The 21,122-nt window shown below is 56.4% G+C and carries 20 protein-coding genes and 1 pseudogene; 13 read left to right on the forward strand and 8 right to left on the reverse strand.

All coding sequences use genetic code 11. The annotated features are described in order from the left end of the window. Nucleotides 1-74: 74 nt before the first annotated feature. From U9R80_RS04470 to U9R80_RS04490, 5 genes and pseudogenes are all read right to left on the reverse strand, one after another. Nucleotides 75-1,433 carry a tyrosine-type recombinase/integrase gene (locus U9R80_RS04470; RefSeq protein ID WP_301840747.1) on the reverse strand — a complete coding sequence of 453 codons (1,359 nt, stop codon included), beginning with the start codon at nucleotides 1,431-1,433 and terminating at the stop codon, nucleotides 75-77. After that, the gene (locus tag U9R80_RS04475; protein WP_191832353.1) at nucleotides 1,417-1,944 is read right to left on the reverse strand and encodes a hypothetical protein; all 528 of its coding nucleotides are present in this window, start codon (nucleotides 1,942-1,944) and stop codon (nucleotides 1,417-1,419) included. Before U9R80_RS04475 ends, U9R80_RS04470 begins: the two co-directional genes overlap by 17 nt. After that, entirely contained in the window at nucleotides 1,941-4,049 is a 2,109-nt protein-coding gene (locus U9R80_RS04480) for a hypothetical protein (protein WP_191832352.1), read from the reverse strand. Before U9R80_RS04480 ends, U9R80_RS04475 begins: the two co-directional genes overlap by 4 nt. After that, nucleotides 4,042-6,324: a hypothetical protein gene (locus tag U9R80_RS04485; protein ID WP_191832351.1), complete on the reverse strand. Its 2,283-nt coding sequence runs from the start codon at nucleotides 6,322-6,324 to the stop codon at nucleotides 4,042-4,044. Before U9R80_RS04485 ends, U9R80_RS04480 begins: the two co-directional genes overlap by 8 nt. A gap of 75 nt (nucleotides 6,325-6,399) precedes the next feature. Continuing rightward, nucleotides 6,400-6,495 (reverse strand): annotated as a pseudogene (locus U9R80_RS04490) (YebG family protein); the annotation flags it as partial. A 237-nt stretch (nucleotides 6,496-6,732) separates the two neighbouring features. Between U9R80_RS04490 and U9R80_RS04495 the strand changes: the two are divergent. The 11 genes from U9R80_RS04495 to U9R80_RS04545 all read left to right on the forward strand — a co-directional run bounded on the left by U9R80_RS04495 (nucleotide 6,733) and on the right by U9R80_RS04545 (nucleotide 16,975). Further along, nucleotides 6,733-7,239: a disulfide bond formation protein B gene (locus U9R80_RS04495; RefSeq protein ID WP_301840745.1), complete on the forward strand. Its 507-nt coding sequence runs from the start codon at nucleotides 6,733-6,735 to the stop codon at nucleotides 7,237-7,239. A 564-nt stretch (nucleotides 7,240-7,803) separates the two neighbouring features. Next, nucleotides 7,804-8,748, forward strand: coding sequence for a ubiquinol oxidase subunit II (cyoA, locus tag U9R80_RS04500; RefSeq protein WP_274117863.1), 945 nt, complete (start codon nucleotides 7,804-7,806; stop codon nucleotides 8,746-8,748). Nucleotides 8,749-8,751: 3 nt separating this feature from the next. Then, entirely contained in the window at nucleotides 8,752-10,770 is a 2,019-nt protein-coding gene (cyoB, locus tag U9R80_RS04505; protein WP_301840744.1) for a cytochrome o ubiquinol oxidase subunit I, read from the forward strand. Between the two features lie 3 nt (nucleotides 10,771-10,773). Further along, nucleotides 10,774-11,403 carry a cytochrome o ubiquinol oxidase subunit III gene (gene cyoC, locus U9R80_RS04510; RefSeq protein WP_274117861.1) on the forward strand — a complete coding sequence of 210 codons (630 nt, stop codon included), beginning with the start codon at nucleotides 10,774-10,776 and terminating at the stop codon, nucleotides 11,401-11,403. Beyond that, on the forward strand, nucleotides 11,404-11,736 hold the full coding sequence (gene cyoD / locus U9R80_RS04515) for a cytochrome o ubiquinol oxidase subunit IV (protein WP_301840743.1): 333 nt from the start codon (nucleotides 11,404-11,406) through the stop codon (nucleotides 11,734-11,736). An 11-nt stretch (nucleotides 11,737-11,747) separates the two neighbouring features. Continuing rightward, the gene (gene cyoE, locus U9R80_RS04520; protein ID WP_028942727.1) at nucleotides 11,748-12,635 is read left to right on the forward strand and encodes a heme o synthase; all 888 of its coding nucleotides are present in this window, start codon (nucleotides 11,748-11,750) and stop codon (nucleotides 12,633-12,635) included. A gap of 137 nt (nucleotides 12,636-12,772) precedes the next feature. Further along, nucleotides 12,773-13,903: a hypothetical protein gene (locus tag U9R80_RS04525; protein ID WP_301840741.1), complete on the forward strand. Its 1,131-nt coding sequence runs from the start codon at nucleotides 12,773-12,775 to the stop codon at nucleotides 13,901-13,903. 138 nt (nucleotides 13,904-14,041) lie between these two features. Further along, a complete protein-coding gene (alaC, locus tag U9R80_RS04530; RefSeq protein WP_301840740.1) occupies nucleotides 14,042-15,238 on the forward strand; it encodes an alanine transaminase in 1,197 nt (398 codons plus the stop codon). A 182-nt stretch (nucleotides 15,239-15,420) separates the two neighbouring features. Further along, nucleotides 15,421-15,792 carry a YkgJ family cysteine cluster protein gene (locus U9R80_RS04535; protein ID WP_028942731.1) on the forward strand — a complete coding sequence of 124 codons (372 nt, stop codon included), beginning with the start codon at nucleotides 15,421-15,423 and terminating at the stop codon, nucleotides 15,790-15,792. 131 nt (nucleotides 15,793-15,923) lie between these two features. Further along, nucleotides 15,924-16,418 (forward strand): GNAT family N-acetyltransferase, encoded by a 495-nt coding sequence (locus U9R80_RS04540; protein ID WP_442964962.1) that lies wholly within the window; start codon nucleotides 15,924-15,926, stop codon nucleotides 16,416-16,418. Next, entirely contained in the window at nucleotides 16,418-16,975 is a 558-nt protein-coding gene (locus tag U9R80_RS04545) for a hypothetical protein (protein ID WP_442964935.1), read from the forward strand. Before U9R80_RS04540 ends, U9R80_RS04545 begins: the two co-directional genes overlap by 1 nt. Here the strand turns inward: U9R80_RS04545 and U9R80_RS04550 are convergent. Continuing rightward, nucleotides 16,972-17,451, reverse strand: coding sequence for a DMT family transporter (locus tag U9R80_RS04550; RefSeq protein WP_301840738.1), 480 nt, complete (start codon nucleotides 17,449-17,451; stop codon nucleotides 16,972-16,974). The two genes, U9R80_RS04545 and U9R80_RS04550, sit on opposite strands and share 4 nt — an antisense overlap. Before the next feature lie 89 nt (nucleotides 17,452-17,540). Between U9R80_RS04550 and U9R80_RS04555 the strand changes: the two genes are divergently transcribed. Together U9R80_RS04555 and U9R80_RS04560 are read left to right on the forward strand one after the other, a co-directional pair. After that, nucleotides 17,541-18,446, forward strand: coding sequence for a LysR family transcriptional regulator (locus tag U9R80_RS04555; protein WP_301840737.1), 906 nt, complete (start codon nucleotides 17,541-17,543; stop codon nucleotides 18,444-18,446). 64 nt (nucleotides 18,447-18,510) lie between these two features. Beyond that, nucleotides 18,511-18,879: a lysozyme inhibitor LprI family protein gene (locus tag U9R80_RS04560; RefSeq protein WP_301840736.1), complete on the forward strand. Its 369-nt coding sequence runs from the start codon at nucleotides 18,511-18,513 to the stop codon at nucleotides 18,877-18,879. Nucleotides 18,880-18,890: 11 nt separating this feature from the next. Here the strand turns inward: U9R80_RS04560 and mnmH are convergent, their stop codons facing one another. Next, nucleotides 18,891-19,994, reverse strand: coding sequence for a tRNA 2-selenouridine(34) synthase MnmH (gene mnmH, locus U9R80_RS04565; RefSeq protein ID WP_301840735.1), 1,104 nt, complete (start codon nucleotides 19,992-19,994; stop codon nucleotides 18,891-18,893). Next, nucleotides 19,994-21,028, reverse strand: a complete 1,035-nt coding sequence (selD, locus tag U9R80_RS04570) for a selenide, water dikinase SelD (protein ID WP_301840733.1) — start codon at nucleotides 21,026-21,028, stop codon at nucleotides 19,994-19,996. The genes mnmH and selD overlap by 1 nt, the downstream gene beginning before the upstream one ends. Between the last annotated feature and the right edge of the window lie 94 nt (nucleotides 21,029-21,122).

Genomic DNA, 21,122 nt, shown 5'->3' on the forward strand with positions numbered 1-21,122 from the left:
ATGCTCAGAATCGATTTTACATGCTGAGTCGCATCTGTGCAGAGGCGATTGTAAGATAAAACTATCAAAATGAATCAAAGTAGCGCTTCGAATGACAGCAGCAAGTCGAGTAATGCTTTAGTTTCCTTGGAGGGACGCTGTTCTGTAAGGTTAGCCAGCAGCGCCGTTGCTTGCTCCCGTATGGCGTCGATCTCCGTCAGTGTTTTGAACTTCGGTGAGGTCTTGGATATCGCCATTGCCTCTTCCCATGCTAGGTGGATGTAGCGTTCTAATGATGCAAGACGTCGATGGCCAGTTAGCTCCTGAATCTTACGCTTTAGAGACTCTGTTTCCAGTATTGCTTGTTTGAAATCCTCAAGGCTGTCGGCTTTCTGTCTCAGAATTTCTGCAACAAATATTTTTGTTATGAAACGGTGGCGAAATAGGTGCGGACTAACAGGGTCCAAAATTTTTCCTAGCTTCGCGATGTGTTGAATTTCAGCTGTGAAAGCGTTTGGTGTCAGGGGGTTCCCAGTTCTTTCGTTCAGAAATAGATAGTCGTGCGTGGTCTTGAGTCTACGTGCTAGGGGAGCTCTCACGTACTCAATGTAGTCCGTAAGTAATTTTAAATCTGCCTGAGATATCGGGATTTCTCTGAATCGCCCAGAATCGTCCGCAGCCGGGTTTATGCTGCGTCTGACACCACCTTTTAGAGTGACGACCCGCAAATGTTGTGTCTGGACCGCTGCTCTAACGTCTCTCACCCGAAGCTGCCCTACCTCCGCGCGCCTCGCCCCTAGCATCTCGAAGCAGCGGATCATGACACGTCGTCTTGATTTGACATATGGGGACGCCGATGCGTCTGCAGCTGCGGCAAGGCGAAGACACTTTATTGTCTCAATATTTATTGGGAAACGCTCCTCGACCCTTGTCATTGGAGGTATCGCCGAGTGAGACTTTGAGTTTCGAATAAGCTTTGATCCGTCGGGAGTGAAGATCGTTTGTTCTATTGCTGTAATGGTTAAGCGACTAGGTGAATGGAACTCTCTAGATAAAAAATCGATAAAGTCTACGCAGTTTTTTGCAATGTTTTTAACTGTGTTTTGGGTGCGTAGTTTTGTACCATCCGCTCTGCGTTGGCCGAGTAGGGTTGTGACAAAAAAATTGAATTGCAAATCGGTGAGATCAAGAAATCTTGTATTTTGTGCATCGCAATAACGTATCAGGTGGCTAATGTTTGTGGCGTAAGAGAGTAGTGAACCACCTCTGTCGCTTCTTGAAAGCCCCCTATCATAGAGCTCCAATAGCCATATGTTAGCTTCGATGCACCACGAGCCGCTTGGCCATCTAAGTGTTGGGATATTTCCTGCATCACTGAGGATGATCGAGTGATCAGGTTTAACAGCGAACGGAAGTTTTTGATTGATGTTAATATGTTTATAGAGCTTTTTCATGAAGCTTGCCCGCTAACGTTCCCACAGTTGACAGCATATCAAGCAGCTCGCTTGATTCTTTTGCATAAAGTGCCGATGCTACGCTGTCGTTGCAAAGCTGAGCAAAGGACCGAGTTTGGCGCATGGATAGTCGCAGCAGCTTGGTTATAGCCAATAGATCCAAATTCAGCTGAGCATTTTCTTGTGTGAGTTTGGCTATTGTGTCTTTTTGACTTTTTCGTTTTACCGAGGTCGGCGTAGTAGCCTGTGTCACTGCACTCAAAGCGCTGGCCCGTAGCTGATCCAAGTGCGTAAACCCACCAGGAGCGTAATGCTCACAGTGACGTTTCAATGTGTTCAATGATGTTTTGGAAATCCCCAGCTTTTCAGAGTGATAGCTCGACAGCTTTCCCTGGCTTTTGAGCGATGAAAGAAGCACAGAGTCTTGTAAGTATGCGGCCGGATTAGCAGAAACTAAAACTAGTAGTTTGCACAAATTTTGGATTGACTGCTCTTGAGTAGCACTACTCATGTATTATTTCCTTTGTCTCGAATTGTGGCGATGATTCTATAAGGGGTGCCGTCCGAGCCAGTCAGAAATTCTGGTTCTATTTTTACTGATCCGGTCGAAATGCAATAGAGTAGATACTCTTCTATTTGTTCTTCTGGTAGTATTGCAAAATCAGATATTTGATAATGCTTTTGTATGAAAGTGGTAAGGTTACTTACCTTATCGGGCTCTGCGCGAAGCATCCGTGCGCCCCACTCTGCTTTCACCTCTCTCAAGACCTGACCTGGTGTGCTTTCGGTAATGTAGTGGTAAATCATCTCGCTATCGCCGTGGCCAAGCACCCACCTCAAAATATCCAAAGTGTCTTCTTTTTCTGTTTGATGCCAAAAGAAAACTTGCGCAAAGAATCGTCGAAGTTGGTGATGCCGCAAATAAAACCGACGCCCTCTATCGTCTAGGGGAGTTTGAAAGTAATCGCAAAAAATGTCGAACTTCAACTGAGATGTGTGCGGGTGCAAGTTCTCGAGCCTGCCGTTTTTTAATGGCCCGCTTAGTACTTCTCTGTGCCGGTCGAGTAAGCCAAGTTTTATTAGGCTTGCCTGCATGGTCTCTAAGCTTTGAATCATGTCCGCAGCGATATGGGGTATTGGTCGAACAATTTTTACGTTCAGTCCGTAAAGCCCGGTTTTTCGATTGACTGTTTCAAGGGATCGGTGGTCTGAGGAAAGGCATTGGCCTGCGATAATTTTCCTCAGTTCCGAAGCACGCCGAGCCTGTAGTACTCCTAGCGTGACTTGGATCGCCCCCAGTAGTACCTGCATGAGTTCGTGGAGTGAGGGAGTTGATCGAAGCGAGTCAAATTTCGCCTTGAAGTTAGGGTCGTTTTTTCTGGTGCGGGAAGAAAATTGCTTGTTCCAGACATTTACATTGAGTGCGCTCAATTTTCCATCTAGGTAGCGGGATATATCAATAGACTCGCATCGTGTGGATTGATACGGTATTCCCATAATTATCACTGATTCCATTAGCCTTAGGTAGCTTGAAATGATTGCTTTGCCATATTCAAGATAGAACTCAATTGAGTCTCTAAGGCACTTTAGGGTGAGCGCTACAGGCAGCGAGGTGAAACGTCCTACTTTGCTTAGGTTAAACTGCTCCTCAAGGTATTCCGAGGATGGGATTTCGAGATCTGAAACTGGTGTGAGATTAGAGTTCTGTCGTAACACCCTTAAAACTTCAAATGTTGAAAGAATCGCTCCGGTTGCAGGCGGAGTCATACTTGCATGTCTTGCGCGTACGGGAACCCGTGAGAACTCAGGGACTTGATAGTTGCGAGGCTTTAGCACGAAAAAAGTAGGGATCGGATAGTGTTTTACTCCGCCTAATGTATTCACATATAGGATTCTAGCTATTTTTGTTGTGTCGATAGTGAGTGCTGATCGCGGGCCGCAAATGTAAAATCCCGCAAGCCAAAGCGCCGCTCGCACCGTGCAAATATCTTCGCGTTGCGGGAAATCGTCACGCAGCGCATCCTCGATTTCTAGGATACTTTGCGATAACTCCTCCCATGGCTCCGTCAAGATTGGGTAATCTTCGAGTGCCTGATAAATTTCAATTTTTGGGGTTGACTCAACTAAACCTTTCAGGAAGCCTCTAAGTTTTTCTGGCCATTCATACACCACAGTAGAAAGGTTGGGTGAGCGGCCACAGCTTGCAAGCAGCGCCTTAAGATTGTTGCTGTTAAGCAATTTTAAGCCATGTTCGTGTATGCGGAAGCTGTCGTTATTAATTAGTAGCCAGTCAATCACACCGACTGTATTTGCAACCTTCCTTTGCATTGTCGAATTTGATAGTGTGGACATCGGGTTGTAGTTTGTTCCGGCAGCGCAAATCCACCTTTTAAAAAGTCTGCACAAATCTCCATCCAAGCAAGATGTAAGGGGGACGGTTTCGACCAAGATTCTGAAGTCGATGCGCATAGGTTCGGATAGACCAAAGTCGAGATCCCAAGTTTCCGCTTCAAATTTGTTTTTAAGGAAGGGGGCTGAATCGAATGGTGTGGGTTCGCTTCCGAAATACTTATCAAAGTACTCAATATTTGCTTTGAGGAAGTCTAGGTTATCCATTTGATGAGATGCCTATGTCGCTCATTGGGCCAAGTTCCTTCGCAAGTTTGAATACTTCGAGGGCTTCAAAGCTGTTGTCTTTATCAGAATGTAGATGGTCAAGTAAGTGCTCGCAAAACTCTGCCCAATGCATAAGGTTTTCGCTCAATTCGACTTCTTCTCTACGCTCTTTCAAGGTCAGTAGTATTCTCGCGACGGGCAAACTAATTGATATAAGGACCTTGGTGTTGCCTGGTCGAGTTGGATCTGGTAAGATAGGCAGAGTTTCTTCGTTTATGTCAGGTAGTGTGTGGTTTTCCAGAAATGAGGCGAGCTCATGGTCATTAGTGAAATTTGTCGCCTCTAGTAGGAGCTTGCTGGACTTCATTGCTTGAACTATTACCCCTGTCTGAAAAACTCTAACCCACCGGTCCCGAAAGTAATGCAAGATACTTGTGGGTAAGTAGGTCGCTAGTAATTTTGGGTCGTAGTTAGCGTGACCTAATACCTTTGCCATCGAATGGAGGCTGCCAGTCTCTAGGAAATGTACGACGCCGGATGTGGTTCTCATTTTTGAGGGGCAGAGAATAGCCTTGGCGAAGTGCTCGAGTTCTTCCGGTTTCCAATGGGATAAGTCATGGGTTGTTGTGAGTTCGTTTACTAGGTTCTTTACTCGTCCGTCGTCAGTTTTTGCTTTGCACCCGAACTCACATGGAGGGCCTACGAATTGCCTGGAGGTCAGCAGTAGCTTTCGCCATCGTGGGTCGTTTGTTTTTTTTAAGGACGCACGCAGTGGTGAAGTGATGTCAACTAGTAGTTGAACTATTTTCTTTGATTCTTCATTCAGTGGAATTCGAATTTCAGATTTGCTGGGGCCGCGCCGATCTTTATGGCCATGCAGGTATTCTATTGTGTCTCCCGAGTCTATACCCCTGCACTTGCCATTTTTATCAAAGATCGCCACGCTGGTGAGAAAACTTGGGGTGATCTTAGGGTCTAATGAAATAAGTTTTATGCATATTGGTATTAAAGCGTCAGTGGTTGGTAGTCCTAGGCTTTCAGCAATGGGGCCGTGAGAAACGTTGCAGTTTTTGAGAACGCGTCGGAGTTCGTCGTATCCATATATTTCTAGGGTTGCGGCGAGATTTTTTAGCTGGTCTGGATTATCGTTCGACGCGAGCCAGGCGTTAGGCTCATCGTGTAGTCTGGAGCCCGTAAGTATAGGTTTGCCATCTCGAGCTAAAAGAGCGAGTCTCTTGTTGGCAGTCTGAACCCTTTGAACAACTCTGTTACACCATTCAATTGCTGCGCTATGGCAGAAAATGATCCGTCTTTTCAGGTGTCGAAATGCTTCGTCATCTGAGATATGGAGGGGGATCTCTGTCAAGAGATTGGCTTTTACAATTCCGCCCGAGCGTTCTTTTAGATTTTTGTTTTGTCCGCGTGAATCGGTCGGGGCCGGATCGGCGAGACAATCAGGTTTTGCAAAAAGACCATTCGGAATAAGTTGGGTTTTGATAAACGGTATAATTTGATAGCGCCAAGAAGCTATGGCAGTCTCATGATGTAGGTTCTTTTCTACGGAGCTAAGGTAAAGGTGTCTCCACAGGGCGCTGAAAAAAAGAGTGGAGCCATCTTTGTTGCTAAAATCCGCTTCGTCGAACTCATTTGGATATATGGAAAGGTACGAGCTAAATAAACTGACAAATTGAATGTTTGGCAAGCGACGGCCTGCAAGATACGTTTCGCATATGTTGTATAACAGCTGGGTGAATTTCCTACCATATGAGTAATAAACGTTGACGAGGGGTAAGTTGACAGTTTTCCCTGCTCCGTTGAGGCATGCCCACCCGGACCAGTACCAGACTTTCTCCTCATTCAAATGTAAGCTTTCAAAGGCTGAACGATACTTGATAAATAATGGATTGGCGGTCGTATCCGAACCAAACGTTGAAAAGGGCGGGGCGTCATGTTGGGATCTGACGCAGTTTACGACAGCCGTAAGTTTTCTAATGATTGTAGAAATCGTCCCTTTAGTTAGGGTGGCGAATTTCGGGCTTGATAGAGCGCCGCAAAACGTGGCGAGAATCTCATCGCTGGCAGTGGACGCGACATCCTGATAGGTAAGCGTTTGATCCGTAATCTGAAGGTAGCACTCGAGATAGCGGAGCGTGCTAGTAATGCGCTGCCCCTGAGGAATATGGTCTCTGGCAAAGAGGGAGAGAGGCCGCTCTTCAAGATTTTCAAACGGATGGTCCGCCCGCGCGATTATGTCTTTGATAATTGTCAATGTCATACCCCGCCGAGAAAACAGGCTTGCCAGCAGCTAGCAAGCTGCTTGTGCTAGGTATAGACAAGATTATGCAGAACGCAAAACCAGCTTCTTGTCGTGACGGTCTGCTTCAGCTTTATCCATGAACAAGCGCTCCAGATCGCGGCTGCTGCGGTATACCACTTCGACGGCCATTCATCACCTCACATGCCTTTTGAATAACAGTGTGCTTAGCACTGTGTTTTTGTACAGTGTTAATGATAGGGTAATCCTCAGGACTAAGATAGTGGCAATTCAGCAGTCTGCCGTGCGGGACAGGTCGCGTCGGTTTTTCCAGCCCTGGCGCGGCACTTTTACCGCTCTCAATGGTCTTGTCCTGCGTGTAGAATTCCTGGGCAGGCCGTCAGTTATCTAGTCAATCAAGGATTTGCAATGAACGATCAAACATCGCGCCTGAACCGGGAAAGGCGCTTTCTGGTGCTGCTGGGAGTGATTTGCCTGGCGCTTATCGGTGGTGCCTTGTACATGCAGATCGTTCTCGGTGAGGCGCCATGCCCACTGTGTATCCTGCAGCGCTATGCGTTGTTGCTGATTGCCTTGTTTGCCTTCATTGGTGCCGCCATGCCGGGGAAACGCAGCCTGACGATCCTTGAGGGCCTGGTTGTGCTCAGCGCCATCGGGGGCATGGCCGCGGCGGGCAACCACGTCTATATCCTGGCCAACCCGGCCGTCAGCTGTGGCATCGACACCCTGCAGCCCATCGTCGATGGCCTGCCGTTGGCGACGGTGTTGCCGCTGGTGTTCCAGGTCGATGGATTCTGCTCCACGCCGTACCCGCCGGTACTGGGACTTTCACTGGCCCAATGGGCGCTGTTGGCGTTCGCGTTGACGGCCATTCTGGTGCCCTTGGGGATCTACCGGAACCGTCGCAAGGCTTAGACAAAAGTCATGTATTGACGCAAGTCTGTTGAGCAATGAAATTTTCACAATGCGTCGCACCCCGGTTGATCTGGATCAAGCACCAAGCCTTGTATAATGGGCGTTTCAGGGCTATTGGAAGGGGTGCGACAAACTGTCGCGAAACTGATTTGTAACGCTCGATTGTTGCAGGTTCGGTAAAAGACTGTTGCTCAATTAGTCATAGTCATTGATTGTCTACCTATCTACAATCGCCCCCAATTTCCGTTCGGCACCGCTTGCGAGTCGCAGGAACAAAGGAGCTTAAGCCTTCTTTTTGCTGACTCTGACGAGCATCGCCTGCGGCGATGCCGGGCTGACCCCCCTCCGTGATTTCCCGCACCAAATGGAATTGGTCTGAATACAGGCCTGTTGCCTACGAAGTCAGAATAATAAGCACCGTAATACCCGGTCGATACCGAGCCGCCGCAGCTGGCATCACGGTATGACCGTATTCGATCCCATAAATGCTAACGCTTGGCAGGACGAAGTGTTGGCGACCAAAACACAAATTGCATTGAAGCAAGCTGCTCTAGAGGTCGTGAGATGAGTAAAAAGCGTTACCCCAGACTGTTTGGCATTCTGCCCTTTTTAGGCATGCTTTTACTCAGTGGGTGCAACTGGACCCTGCTCGACCCGAAGGGCCAGGTCGGCATTGAGCAAAAGAACCTTATCCTGATCGCTACCGGCTTGATGTTGCTGGTGGTGATTCCTGTCATTTTCATGACCATCGCGTTCGCCTGGAAGTATCGCGCTTCCAACAAGGCGGCGACCTACACCCCTGACTGGTCGCACTCGACCAAGATCGAAGTGGCGGTGTGGACCATCCCGGTCCTGATCATCATTGCCCTGGGCTATGTGACCTACAAGACCACCCACGAGCTGGACCCTTATCGTCCGCTGGTTTCCGATGTGAAGCCGGTGCAGATCGACGTGGTCGCTCTGGACTGGAAATGGCTGTTCATCTACCCGGAACAAGGCATTGCCACGGTCAACAAGATCGTCTTCCCGGCCAACACCCCGGTCAACTTCCGCGTGACGTCCGACTCGGTGATGAACTCGTTCTTCATTCCAGGCCTGGGCGGTCAGATCTACGCGATGGCCGGCATGACCACCAAGCTGCACCTGATCGCCAACGAGAATGGCGAGTTCGACGGTATCTCGGCGAACTACAGCGGTGCAGGCTTCACCGGTATGAAGTTCAAGGCAATCGCCACCTCCCAGGCCGATTTCGAGGCGTGGGTGAACGAAGTCAAGCAATCGCCTAAACAGCTGGATCCGGCTGAATACGCGGCATTGGCCAAACCTAGCGAAAACAATCCAGTCGCGCTGTACAGCGTGGCCCCGTCTGACACGTTCCAGGACATCGTAGACAAATACGAAGGCATGAACCGTGGCAAGCCGGTGGTTCACGAAGAGCAGACCAAAGCAGCGGCCGGTACCGAAGGGATGGACGTGAGTATGCATTCAGCTGCTGGGGCAGAGGAGTAAGAGATGTTCGGTAAACTAAGTCTGGATGCGATTCCGTATCACGAGCCGATAGTCATGGTGACGATTGCCATGATTGCGCTCGGCGGTCTCGCGCTCGTTGGTGCTATCACCTATTTCCGCAAGTGGACCTACTTGTGGACCGAGTGGCTGACTTCGGTCGACCACAAAAAGATCGGGGTGATGTACATCATCGTCGCGATGATCATGCTGCTGCGCGGCTTTGCCGACGCCATCATGATGCGCTCGCAGCTGGCCATGGCCACTGCAGGCTCCGAAGGCTACCTGCCGCCTGAACACTATGACCAGATCTTCACCGCCCACGGTGTGATCATGATCATCTTCATGGCGATGCCATTCTTCACCGGCCTGATGAACCTGGCGCTGCCGCTCCAGATCGGCGCCCGTGACGTTGCCTTCCCGTTCCTGAACTCCCTGAGCTTCTGGCTGCTGGTGTCCGGCGTTGCGCTGGTCAACATCTCCCTGGGCGTTGGTGAATTCGCCAAGACCGGCTGGGTGGCCTATCCGCCACTGGCAGGTATCCAGTACAGCCCTGGGGTCGGTGTCGACTACTACATCTGGGCGCTACAGATATCCGGTCTGGGTACCACACTGACAGGCGTCAACTTCCTGGCCACCGTGCTGAAAATGCGCGCCCCTGGCATGAAGCTGATGGACATGCCGATCTTCACCTGGACCTGCACCTGGGCCAACGTCCTGATCGTGGCTTCGTTCCCGATCCTGACCGCTACCCTGGCACTGCTGACGCTTGACCGTTACATGGATTTCCACATTTTCACCAACGAACTTGGTGGCAATCCGATGATGTACGTCAACCTGTTCTGGGCTTGGGGTCACCCTGAGGTTTACATCCTGATCCTGCCGGCCTTCGGTGTGTTCTCGGAAGTCACCTCGACCTTCACCGGCAAGCGCCTGTTCGGCCACAAGTCGATGATCTACGCTTCGGGCGCGATCGCGGTACTGGGCTTTGCGGTATGGCTGCACCACTTCTTCACCATGGGTTCGGGCGCAAGCGTCAACACCTTCTTCGGATTGGCGACCATGCTGATCTCGATCCCGACCGGTGTGAAGTTGTTCAACTGGCTGTTCACGATCTACCAGGGCCGTCTGCGCTTCACCGCGCCGGTATTGTGGACCCTGGGCTTCATGATCACTTTCTCGATCGGTGGTATGACCGGCGTTCTGCTGGCTGTTCCAGGTGCTGACTTCGTTCTGCACAACAGCCTGTTCGTAATCGCCCACTTCCACAACGTGATCATCGGTGGTGCGGTGTTCGGCTACATTGCCGGCTTCGCCTTCTGGTTCCCGAAAGCCTTCGGTTTCACCCTGAACGAGAAGTGGGGCAAAGCTGCCTTCTGGTTCTGGATCTCCGGTTTCTACGTGGCCTTCATGCCGCTGTACGCACTGGGCTTCATGGGTATGACCCGTCGTCTGAACCACTCCGACAACCCGCTCTGGGAACCGTACCTGTACGTTGCCTTGGTCGGTGCTGTGCTGATCCTGTTCGGTATCGCTTGCCAGCTGATCCAGCTGTACGTCTCGATCCGTGACCGCAAGGACAACATGGACGTGACCGGTGACCCGTGGAACGGCCGTACCCTGGAATGGTCGACCTCGTCGCCACCTCCGTTCTACAACTTCGCCACCATGCCTGAGAAAGTGGGCCTGGACGCCTGGCACGAAGCCAAGGAAGCGGGTGTTGCCTACAAGGCTCCGGCCAAGTACGCACCGATCCACATGCCTAACAACACTGCCACTGGCGTGTACATGGGCGCACTGATCACCGTCTTCGGCTTTGCCTTCGTCTGGCACATCTGGTGGTTGGTCGCGGCCAGCCTGGTCGGCACCATCGCTGTCTTCGTTGCTCACGCTGCGCGTGACGACCAGGGCTACATGGTTCCTGCCGAGGAAGTGGCGCGCATCGAAGGTGAGCGCATGAAGGCCCTGGGCCTGGCTACCGGTTCTCCGGTTGGCGCACGTGTCGAATCGTTTGAACGGGTTTAATCAATGTCCAGTCATGTAATCAACGCTGATACTCATGCTCATGGTCACGACCATGGGCACGATGACCACCACCACGACTCGGGCCAGATGACCGTCTACGGTTTCTGGCTGTACCTGATGACCGACTGCATTCTGTTTGCGTCGCTCTTCGCAGCTTACGCGGTGCTGTCCGGCAACTTTGCCGGCGGCCCGTCGGGTCATGACATCTTCGAGCTGAACTTCGTACTGGCCGAGACCGCGCTGCTGCTGTTCTCCAGTATTACCTTCGGTTTCGCCATGTTGCAGATGTACAAGGGCAACAAGGGCGGCGTACTGGGCTGGTTGGCAGTGACCTTCCTGCTCGGTGCAGGCTTCATCGCGATGGAAGTCTATGAGTTCCATCACCTGATCGCTGCGGGCTTCGGCCCACAGCGCAGCGGCTTCCTGTCGGGCTTCTTCGCCCTGGTCGGCACCCACGGTCTGCACGTGACCGCCGGTCTGATCTGGATGGCTGTGATGATGTACCAGATCAACAAGCACGGTATCACCGGTACCGCCAAGACCCGCATGAGCTGCCTGAGCCTGTTCTGGCACTTCCTGGACGTGGTCTGGATCTGCGTGTTCACCGTTGTGTATCTGCTGGGGGTTCTGTAAATGGCTAACGCACATAACAGCCACGCCGAGGGCAACCACGGTAGCGTGAAGTCCTACGCAATCGGCTTCATCCTGTCGGTCATCCTGACCGCCATTCCTTTCGGCCTGGTGATGTACCCAAGCCTGCCGAAAGACATGACCGTGTTGATCGTAGTGGCCTTCGCCGCGATCCAGATCGTGGTGCACCTGTACTACTTCCTGCACCTGGACCGCTCGAAGGAGCAGCGTGAGAACGTCAGCGCCTTCTTGTTCACGGCAATGGTCATTGCCCTGTTGGTTGGCCTGTCGCTGTGGATCATGTTCAGCATCCACACCAGCATGATGGCGAAGTGAGGTAAGACGGCATGTCCATTAAGCACTTTATCCAAATCACCAAACCGGGGATCATTTTCGGTAACGTGCTTTCTGTGGCAGGCGGTTTTTTCCTTGCCGCGCAAGGGCATGTCGACTTCATGCTGTTCCTGGCCACGGTGATTGGCACTTCTCTGGTGGTGGCGTCCGGTTGCGTGTTCAACAACTGCATCGACCGTGACATCGACATCAAGATGGAGCGCACCAAGAACCGTGCAATGGTTCAGGGCCAGATCTCGCTGAAAGTCGCACTCGCCTACGCCACCCTGCTCGGGGTGGCCGGGCTTGGCCTGCTGTATGTGCAGGCCAATGCCCTGGCGGCGCTGTTCGGCCTGATCGGCTTCGTCATCTATGTGGGTTTCTACAGCCTGTACCTGAAGCGCAAATCGGTGCACGGCACCCTGGTTGGCAGCCTGTCCGGTGCCATGCCTCCGGTGATCGGCTACTGCGCCGTGAGCAACACCTTCGACCTGGCTGCGTTGACCCTGCTGGTGATGTTCAGCCTCTGGCAGATGCCGCATTCCTATGCCATTGCGATCTTCCGCTTCAATGACTATCTGGCTGCCTCGATCCCGGTCCTGCCGGTCAAGCGTGGCATCCTGGTCGCCAAGAAGCACATCCTCTGGTACATCGTGGCATTCCTGGCGGCAACCCTGATGCTCACCATCGGTGGTTACGCCGGCATGAGCTACATGGCCGTCGCAGCCGCCATGGGCATGTACTGGCTGTACATGGCCTGGACCGGCTACAAGGCTGTGGACGACCGGCTCTGGGCGCGCAAGCTGTTCGTGTTCTCGATCTTCACCATCACCGCCCTGAGCGTGATGATGTCGCTGGACACCAAAGTGCCGACCGAGCTGCTGCTGACCTACGCACACTGATTCCAGTGTGGGTAAACAAGAACGCCCCGTGCTGCAGAGCACGGGGCGTTTTTGTTTGTGCGTGGTATGGCTGCCCTCTGATCCAGGCAGGGTTTGCCGATTAGCGTGACCTCCCATTCAAATGTGAGGGTCGCACCATGAGTATTTTGACTGTGTATTTCTGCGGCACAGGCTCCCATCGTTTCGACACCGCCAACCCCAGCTTCTGGAACGGCGAGTTGGTATCGACCCTGGCCAGCAACGACCAGCGCCGTGAGTTTGCCCACTGGGTGGCCATCGACGGGCCGGGCAGTGGCAACCTGCAAGCCGATGAGCTGTTCATCAGGACCGAGCTGTACGGCCCGACGGGCACGTTGTTCGGTAGCGGCTGGGAAGAGAACGTCGACCACGCCCTGCACATCATCAAGGGCCACTGTAGCTGGCAGCGCAAGGCGCTGAGCCAGGAGCAGTACCAGCAGCTCAAGGCTGCGGGGGTGCCGATCGAAGATGTAAAGGAGACCGGCTCCTGGTACTGGCGAACCTACGACTTCGGCGAGCGCCTGCTGACGCCCCAGCAACTGCAGGAACAGATCATCAGAACGTTTCGCCAAGGTGGCCTGATTCCCAGCCAGGTCAACCTCGTGGGCTGGAGCAGGGGCGGGGTGAGTTGCCACATGCTGGCCAATGCCATGCTCAATGACCGCGCGCTCAGCCACATTCCGGTCAACATCTTTGCCATCGACCCGGTGCCAGGGTTGCTGAACTTCCAGGCACACCGCATCCAGCTTGGGGAAAACGTCCGGCAGTACGTGGGGTTCTATTCACGTGACGAACGATCCAAGGGCTTCACATGCGTGATACCCAGAACCCACGCCAGTACCCGTTGCCATATCTACCCGCTGCCAGGGCGCCACGCGACCCTGGTGGGCAATGCGTCGGTCGACGGTGTGACCAAGGGGAAGGCGCTGATGGAGCCCGGCCTGATCGTGCGCCACTTTGCCGAAGTCTGCCTGACGCGCTGGGGCGTCAAGCTCGGCAACCGGCTCAACCTCAGCGACGACGAGCTGCAGGCCTATCATCAGGCGATGAGCAGGGATGACGACGAGTACCAGAACATGCGCGATTACTCATACACCGTGCTCACCGAGGCGCAGGAAGGGGAGCGCTGTGTGTCCCTGGGCGACAAGGGGACGGCGCTCTCGAAGGTCGCCGGTGGGATGTTCCAGCCTGGCAGCGGCCTGGCGGCAGCCGTGAAGTGGGACGCGCAGGCCTATAAAGCCATTCGCTGAGTGTTGAACCGGCGGCACAGCAGGTATTTGTGCCGCCCTCTGGACAGCCGCCCCACCCAGGCTCTATTGTTCGCTCCGGCCACCGCAGTGGCCAACGTCGCTCGGACGGTTCCGGGCGCTTACGTCTTCGAGGAAGCCATGGCTGACCAAGGTTCGCCGCGCCGCTTTACGCGCATTGATCGTCTCCCCCCCTACGTCTTCAACATCACCGCCGAACTCAAGATGGCCGCGCGCCGTCGTGGCGAGGACATCATCGACCTGAGCATGGGCAACCCCGACGGGGCCACGCCGCCGCACATCGTTGAAAAACTGGTGCAGGTCGCCCAGCGTGAAGACACCCACGGCTACTCGACGTCACGCGGTATTCCACGCCTGCGCAGGGCGATTTCGCGTTGGTACAAGGACCGCTACGAGGTCGAGATCGACCCGGAAAACGAAGCCATCGTCACCATCGGCTCCAAGGAAGGCCTGGCGCACCTGATGCTCGCCACCCTGGACCATGGCGATACGGTGCTGGTGCCCAACCCCAGCTACCCGATTCACATCTACGGCGCAGTGATTGCCGGTGCGCAGGTGCGTTCGGTGCCGTTGGTGCCGGGTGTGGACTTCTTCAACGAGCTGGAGCGGGCGATCCGCGAGTCGATCCCCAAGCCGAAGATGATGATCCTGGGCTTCCCTTCCAACCCGACCGCGCAGTGCGTCGAGCTGGACTTCTTCGAGCGCGTGGTGGCCCTGGCCAAGCAGTACGACGTGCTGGTGATCCACGACCTGGCCTATGCCGACATCGTCTATGACGGCTGGAAGGCGCCCTCGATCATGCAGGTGCCTGGCGCCAAGGACATCGCGGTGGAGTTCTTCACCCTGTCCAAGAGCTACAACATGGCCGGCTGGCGTATCGGCTTCATGGTCGGCAACCCCGAACTGGTCAGCGCCCTGGCGCGGATCAAGAGCTACCACGACTACGGCACCTTCACCCCGCTCCAGGTGGCTGCCATTGCCGCCCTCGAAGGGGATCAGCAGTGTGTGCTCGATATCGCCGAGCAGTACCGCCAGCGTCGCAACGTGCTGGTCAAGGGCTTGCACGAGCTGGGCTGGATGGTCGAGAACCCCAAGGCGTCGATGTATGTCTGGGCGAAGATCCCTGAGCAGTACGCGCACCTGGGCTCGCTGGAGTTCTCCAAGAAATTGCTGGCCGAAGCCAAGGTCTGTGTGTCGCCAGGCATTGGTTTCGGTGATTACGGCGACGATCATGTGCGTTTTGCCCTGATCGAGAACCAGGACCGTATTCGCCAGGCCGTGCGGGGTATTCGTCAGATGTTCCGCAAGCAGCAGTAAAAACGCGTAGTGCGGGTGGGCGTCGGCAATGTCGGCTCCCACCCGTGCGATGGGCGACTAAGCCGCCTGTCAGAAGTCAGATATTTCTGCTGTACCCCCCTTCTCAAACGTTGGCCGAAGCATAGAATGGCGGCGGGTTTCCTCCCAATAACGATAATCTGCCCCCCCGTCTTTTTCTCATCATGTCCGATAATCCTTGCTTGAACTGCGGCGCCTGCTGCGGGTATTTCCGTGTGTCTTTCTTCTGGGGCGAGTGCGAGTCGGCAGGTGGTGTGGTGCCCGACGACCTGGTGGTTCAGATCAACCCCACCCGTGTGGCGATGATCGGTACCGACAGCAAACCCTGCCGTTGTATCGGCCTTGAGGGCGAGATTGGTAAAGGGGTGAGCTGCTCCCTTTACGAGAAGCGCTCCACACCTTGCCGTGAATTCGAGGCCGCCTGGGTCGATGGCAATGCCAACCCCAGCTGCGATGCCGCGCGTGCGGCCTATGGCTTGCCACCGCTGGAAGCCAACGAACCGATCTGGCCGGATGAAGGGGCCGAGGTCGCCTGAAGGGCGTATCAGCCCGAGGGTGAGGTAGACTGTGCGGCTTTTCGGCAAGAACAGGAGTTCTACCCGTGCCGCACCCCTATGCCTTTGCCCAGGACCTTAGCCTGCTGACACCGCGTTTGCAGTTGCGCCCCATGGGCGCCAACGATGCCGCGGCCTGGTTTGCGATCATGGCCGATCCGCAAGTCATGCGGTTCTGGAATCACGCCCCCTGGCACGAGCTGTCCGAAGCGCAAGCGGCCTTGGCGGCCGATCGCCAGGCCTATGCCGACGGACAGGTGTTCAAGCTCGGGATCTATCGTCGCGACAGCGACGAGCTGATTGGCATGTGCCAGTGCTTTCACGTTGACGCCGAGTCGCGCCGCGGCGAAATCGGCTACTGCCTGGCCAGCAATGCCCAGGGTCAGGGCTTTATGGGCGAGGCGCTGGAGCACTTCGTCCGGTACCTGGGCCAGGGCCTGAACATGCGCCGCCTTGAAGCCGAGATCGATCCGCGCAACAGCGCCTCGGCACGTACCCTGGAGCGCCTGGGCTTCGTCTTGGAAGGCACCCTGCGCCAGCGTTGGTGCGTGGCCGGGGAGTTGTCCGATTCGGGGCTCTACGGACTGTTGCTCGAGCAGGTCGGCTGATGATCGCGCACCGCTATATCTCGATCACGCTGCTGCTGTTTCTATCCTGCCTGTGTTTCAACGCCCTGTACCTCAGTGGCGAGGGCCGCCTGCATGCGTTGCAGGCGCTGTTGTATGGCCCCTGGGGCATCGTTTTCGAGATGTATGGCTGGTTCGCCAATCCACTGCTGGGGCTGGCGATCCTGCTGCACCGGCGCTGGCGCTGGGTGTCGCTGCTGCTGGGCCTCGGCGCCCTGGCCCTGGCTTTGAGCAGCTTCGGCATCGAGCGTGTGCCAGACAACCGTAGCTATGACTTCTTGAATCTGGAGCATTTCGCTCCAGGGTTCTATCTGTGGCTGTTGTCGATCCTCGGGTTTTGTCTGGGTCAGGCCTGGTGGTGCCATCAGGTGCGCCAAGGGCTGTCGATACCCGGCTGGCACTGGCTCGATGCCGCCTTGGCGGTGGTGCTGGGGCTGGTGATTCACTTTGCGATACAGGCGCCGAGCCTCAGGTTTGAAATCGACCGGGCCCTGGCGCCGCCGTCCTCTGTACAACCGTCCCCTCCCAACGCTATCTAGCGAGAGGTCGAGGTGCCCCACTGCACCACCAGCATGCCCAGCACGATCAGGCCAACGCCTGCCAGGCGCAGGCCGTTCACTGGGCGCTCGGGCAGGCCCATCAAGCCCCATTGATCAATGATCAGGGAAGACAACACCTGACCGGCGATCACGCAGACGATAAACCCCGCGGCGCCCAGGCGTGGCGTCAGCATCAGCGCCGCAGTGATGTAGGCCACCCCGGCTGCACCTCCCAGCCATGCCCACCACGGTGCCTGGGCCAGCGCGCCGAGCTGTGGCAAGGGCGCACGCAGTGCCAGCAGCGCCGGAATCACTAACAGCACACTGACCCCAAGCGACACCAGCGATGCCCACAAGGGGTGCCCCAGCAGTCGGCCCAGGGCGGCATTGCTGCCGGCCTGAAACGGCACTGCAGCCCCGGCCAGCAGGGCGATAACCAGCGGCAGCAGGGCGGCGGGGGCGAAAGACAGGTTCATGGCAAGACTCCTTGTAAGTGGCTTGCTAAAGTCTTTGTTATTCGCGTGAGTAATGGAAATTCAAACGCTGCACAGGAACTATTCGCCTGATGGATGATCTGCGCCGTATTGATCTGAACCTGCTGCTCACCTTGCATGCGTTGCTGGTTGAACAACATGTGTCGCGGGCCGCCGTACGCCTGCATCGCAGCCAGCCGGCGGTCAGCCATGGCCTGGCGCAATTGCGTGAATTGTTCGGCGACCCTTTGCTGGTGCGGCGGGGCGGGCGGCTGCAGGCCACCGCCCGCGCCCAGGCCCTGCTCGAACCCTTGCAGCAAGCGCTGGCGCAGCTCGACGGGCTGATTGCCAGGCCTGGCTTTGATCCCGGCCAGGCGCAGCGCAGCTTTCGCCTGGCGATGTCGGACTACGGCGCCAGGGTGGTGTTGCCCGGCTTGATGAAGGTGTTGAGGCAAGAGGCGCCGGGGATCGACCTGGTGGTTATCCAGGGCAGCCGCGAGGCGATGCTCGGGCATCTATTCGATGGCGAGGCGGACCTGGCGCTGGGCGTGTTCCCGCAACTGTCGGCCGAGCTTCGGGTCGAGACCTTGTTCGAGGAGCGTTTCACCTGTGTGGGGGACCGTAGCGTATTGCCGGCGCGGGGCGGCCTGGGGCTGGAGGAGTGGCTGGCGCGGCCGCATGTGCTGGTGGCGGTACGCCCGGGGATCGACAACGAGATCGACCTGGCGCTGGAGGCCATTGGCGCCCGCCGCCGGGTCGCCCTGGCGCTGCCCCATTGGGCCGCCGCCCAGGAAGTGATCGCCGGCACGGACCTGATCCTCACGGTGGCGCAACGCAGCCTGGACAGCGGCACGCTCGATCCGCGCCTGCGACGTTTCGAGCCGCCGCTGCCGATCCAGGCCTTTGCCTTCCAGCAGGCCTGGCATCAACGCCGGGACGGCGATGCCGCCCACCAATGGCTACGCGAAGCCTGCAGGCGCGGGCTTGTCCCGCGATAGCAATCTGTCAGGCACAATGCACCGCGGGGCAAGCCCGCCCCTGACAGTACAAGGAATGCACTTGATGAAGCCCCTGCTGGCCATCGCCCTGCTCAGCGTCATCGCGCCATTTGCCAGCGCCAATGACGCCTACAGCCAATGCATGAACACCGCCCAGACGACCCTGGCCATGAACGACTGCAACGGCGCCGAGATCAAGCGTCAGGACACCCGCCTCAACGCTGCCTACAAATCCGCGATGGCCGGTCTTGAAGCCGAGCAACAAGGCAAACTGCGTGACGCCCAGCGGCAGTGGATCAAGTACCGGGACGCCAATTGCGGCCTGTACTTCAGCCTCACCGGCGGCACCATCGATCAGCTCAATGGCGCAGGCTGCGTGCTGAACATGACCAAGGCCCGGGCAGACGAATTGCAGAATCTGCGCGAGCCTTGAGGGCGGAATAATCAGTGACGGGCAGCGCGGGCACGCAGGTACTCGCGCACCTCGACGTGATTGCCGGAAAACTCGATGCGCCCGGCCTTGCTGTCACGGTGGTAGGCGTACATCGGGTCGTAGTACTCACTGAGCAGTCCACTGATCCAGGCGCGGTGCAAGGCCACGTCACCGTTGCGCTGCTGTTCGTCGAGGGCTTGTTGCAAGAGGGCCGACAGGCGCTGGTAGCGCTCGCCACCCAGGCGCTTGAGGATGTTGCCCATGCTCTGGTTCAGGCGCTGGGCAAACAGCGGGAAGCCTTGCTCGTCACCGTGCAGGGCGACGAACTCGGCGCAGAGGTTAATCACGTAGTCGCCGAGGATTCGTTCGACGCGGTTGTCGAAGCTGTCTTCCAGCCATACCAGCGGGTAGTGCTGCATGCCCTGGTACAACTCCAGCGGCAGCGAGCAACTGCCGACGATGCGACCTTCGTCTTCAAGCACGAATTGCTCGATGCCTCGGGTGCGCTTTTTCAGCACGTCGATGGCCAGGCGGTTTTCAAAGTCGATCTGCGCGGGTTGTGCGGTGGCGCGTTTGCCGAAGCTGGAGCCACGGTGGTTGGCGTGGCCTTCCAGGTCGATGGCGTTCTCCAGCTGCTGCAGCACTTCGGTCTTGCCGGTGCCGGTCAGGCCGCCGATCAGTATGAAGTCGCATTCGGCCACGGCGCCCTGGGTGGTCTCGATCAGGAAGTTACGCATGGCCTTGTAGCCGCCGACCACCTTCGGGTAGGCGATGCCGGCCTCTTCCTTGAGCCATTGCTGGGCAATCTGCGAGCGCAGGCCGCCGCGAAAACAGTAGAGGTAGCCTTGCGGGTTGGCCCGGGCGAACGCGGCCCAGGCGGCAATGCGTTCGTCCTTGATCTGGCCGTTGACCAGTTGATGGCCAAGGGTGATGGCGGCCTGTTGGCCGTGCTGCTTGTAGCAGGTGCCGACCTTCTGCCGCTCCAGGTCGTTCATCAGCGGCAGGTTGATCGCCTGGGGGAACGCGCCCTTGCCGAATTCGACCGGGGCACGCATGTCCATCATCGGTACATCGTTCAAAAACAGTTGGCGGTAGTCGGTGGTGTTGTCACGCATTACAGCACCTCAACCGCGTGGCTCTGTCGCTCGACCAGCGCGCCGATCGGCGCCAGGTTCAGGCCCAGTTCGGCGGCGACGGCGAGGAACTCGGCTTCACCTTCAGGCGTTACCGCCACCAACAGGCCACCGCTGGTTTGCGGGTCGCACAGCAGATGCTTTTGCTCATCGCTCAGCGGTGCGATTTTTTCGCCGTAGCTGTCGAAGTTGCGCAGCGTGCCGCCAGGTACACAGCCTTCGGCCAGGTAATGCTCGACGCTCGGCAGGCGCGGCACGGCGCTGTAGGTCAGGCGAGCGCTCAAGCCGCTGCCGTCGGCCAGTTCCACCAGGTGGCCGAGCAGGCCAAAGCCGGTGACGTCGGTCATGGCCTTGACGCCCTCGAGCTTGCCGAAGCGGCTGCCGGGGGTGTTGAGGGTACACATCCAGTCGCGTGCCAGGCCTTTGTCCTGATCGCGCAGCTTGGCTTTTTTCTCGGCGGTGGTGAGGATGCCGATGCCCAGGGGCTTGGTCAGGTACAGGCGGCAACCCACGGTGGCGGTGTCGTTGCGCTTCATGTGGCGCTTTTGCACGACGCCGGTCACGGCCAGGCCGAAGATCGGCTCCGGGGCATCGATGGAGTGCCCGCCGGCCAGGGGAATGCCCGCTTCGGCGCACACGGCGCGACCGCCACGAATCACTTCGCGGGCCACTTCCGGGGCCAGCACATTGATCGGCCAGCCGAGAATGGCGATGGCCATCAGCGGGTCGCCACCCATGGCGTAGATGTCGCTGATGGCATTGGTGGCGGCGATGCGGCCGAAGTCGTACGGGTCGTCGACAATGGGCATGAAGAAGTCGGTGGTCGAAACCACACCGCGCTCCTCGTCGAGCGCGTAGACTGCCGCGTCGTCGCGCGAGGCATTGCCCACCCAGAGGTTCGGATCCAGGGCCTGGGTACCGCTTTCGGCAAGAATCACTTCCAGCATCTTCGGAGAGATCTTGCAGCCACAACCGGCACCGTGGCTGTACTGGGTCAGACGAATCGGCTCGCTCATACGCACCTCGAAAAATCGTGAAGGCCGATTGTAGCAAAGCTGGTCTTTGCGCCGATGCCTCTTATAATTCCGGAGCTGGCCTGATGCTGGCTCA

Source organism: Pseudomonas sp. JQ170C (genome assembly GCF_035581345.1).
Classification (GTDB): Bacteria; Pseudomonadota; Gammaproteobacteria; order Pseudomonadales; family Pseudomonadaceae; genus Aquipseudomonas.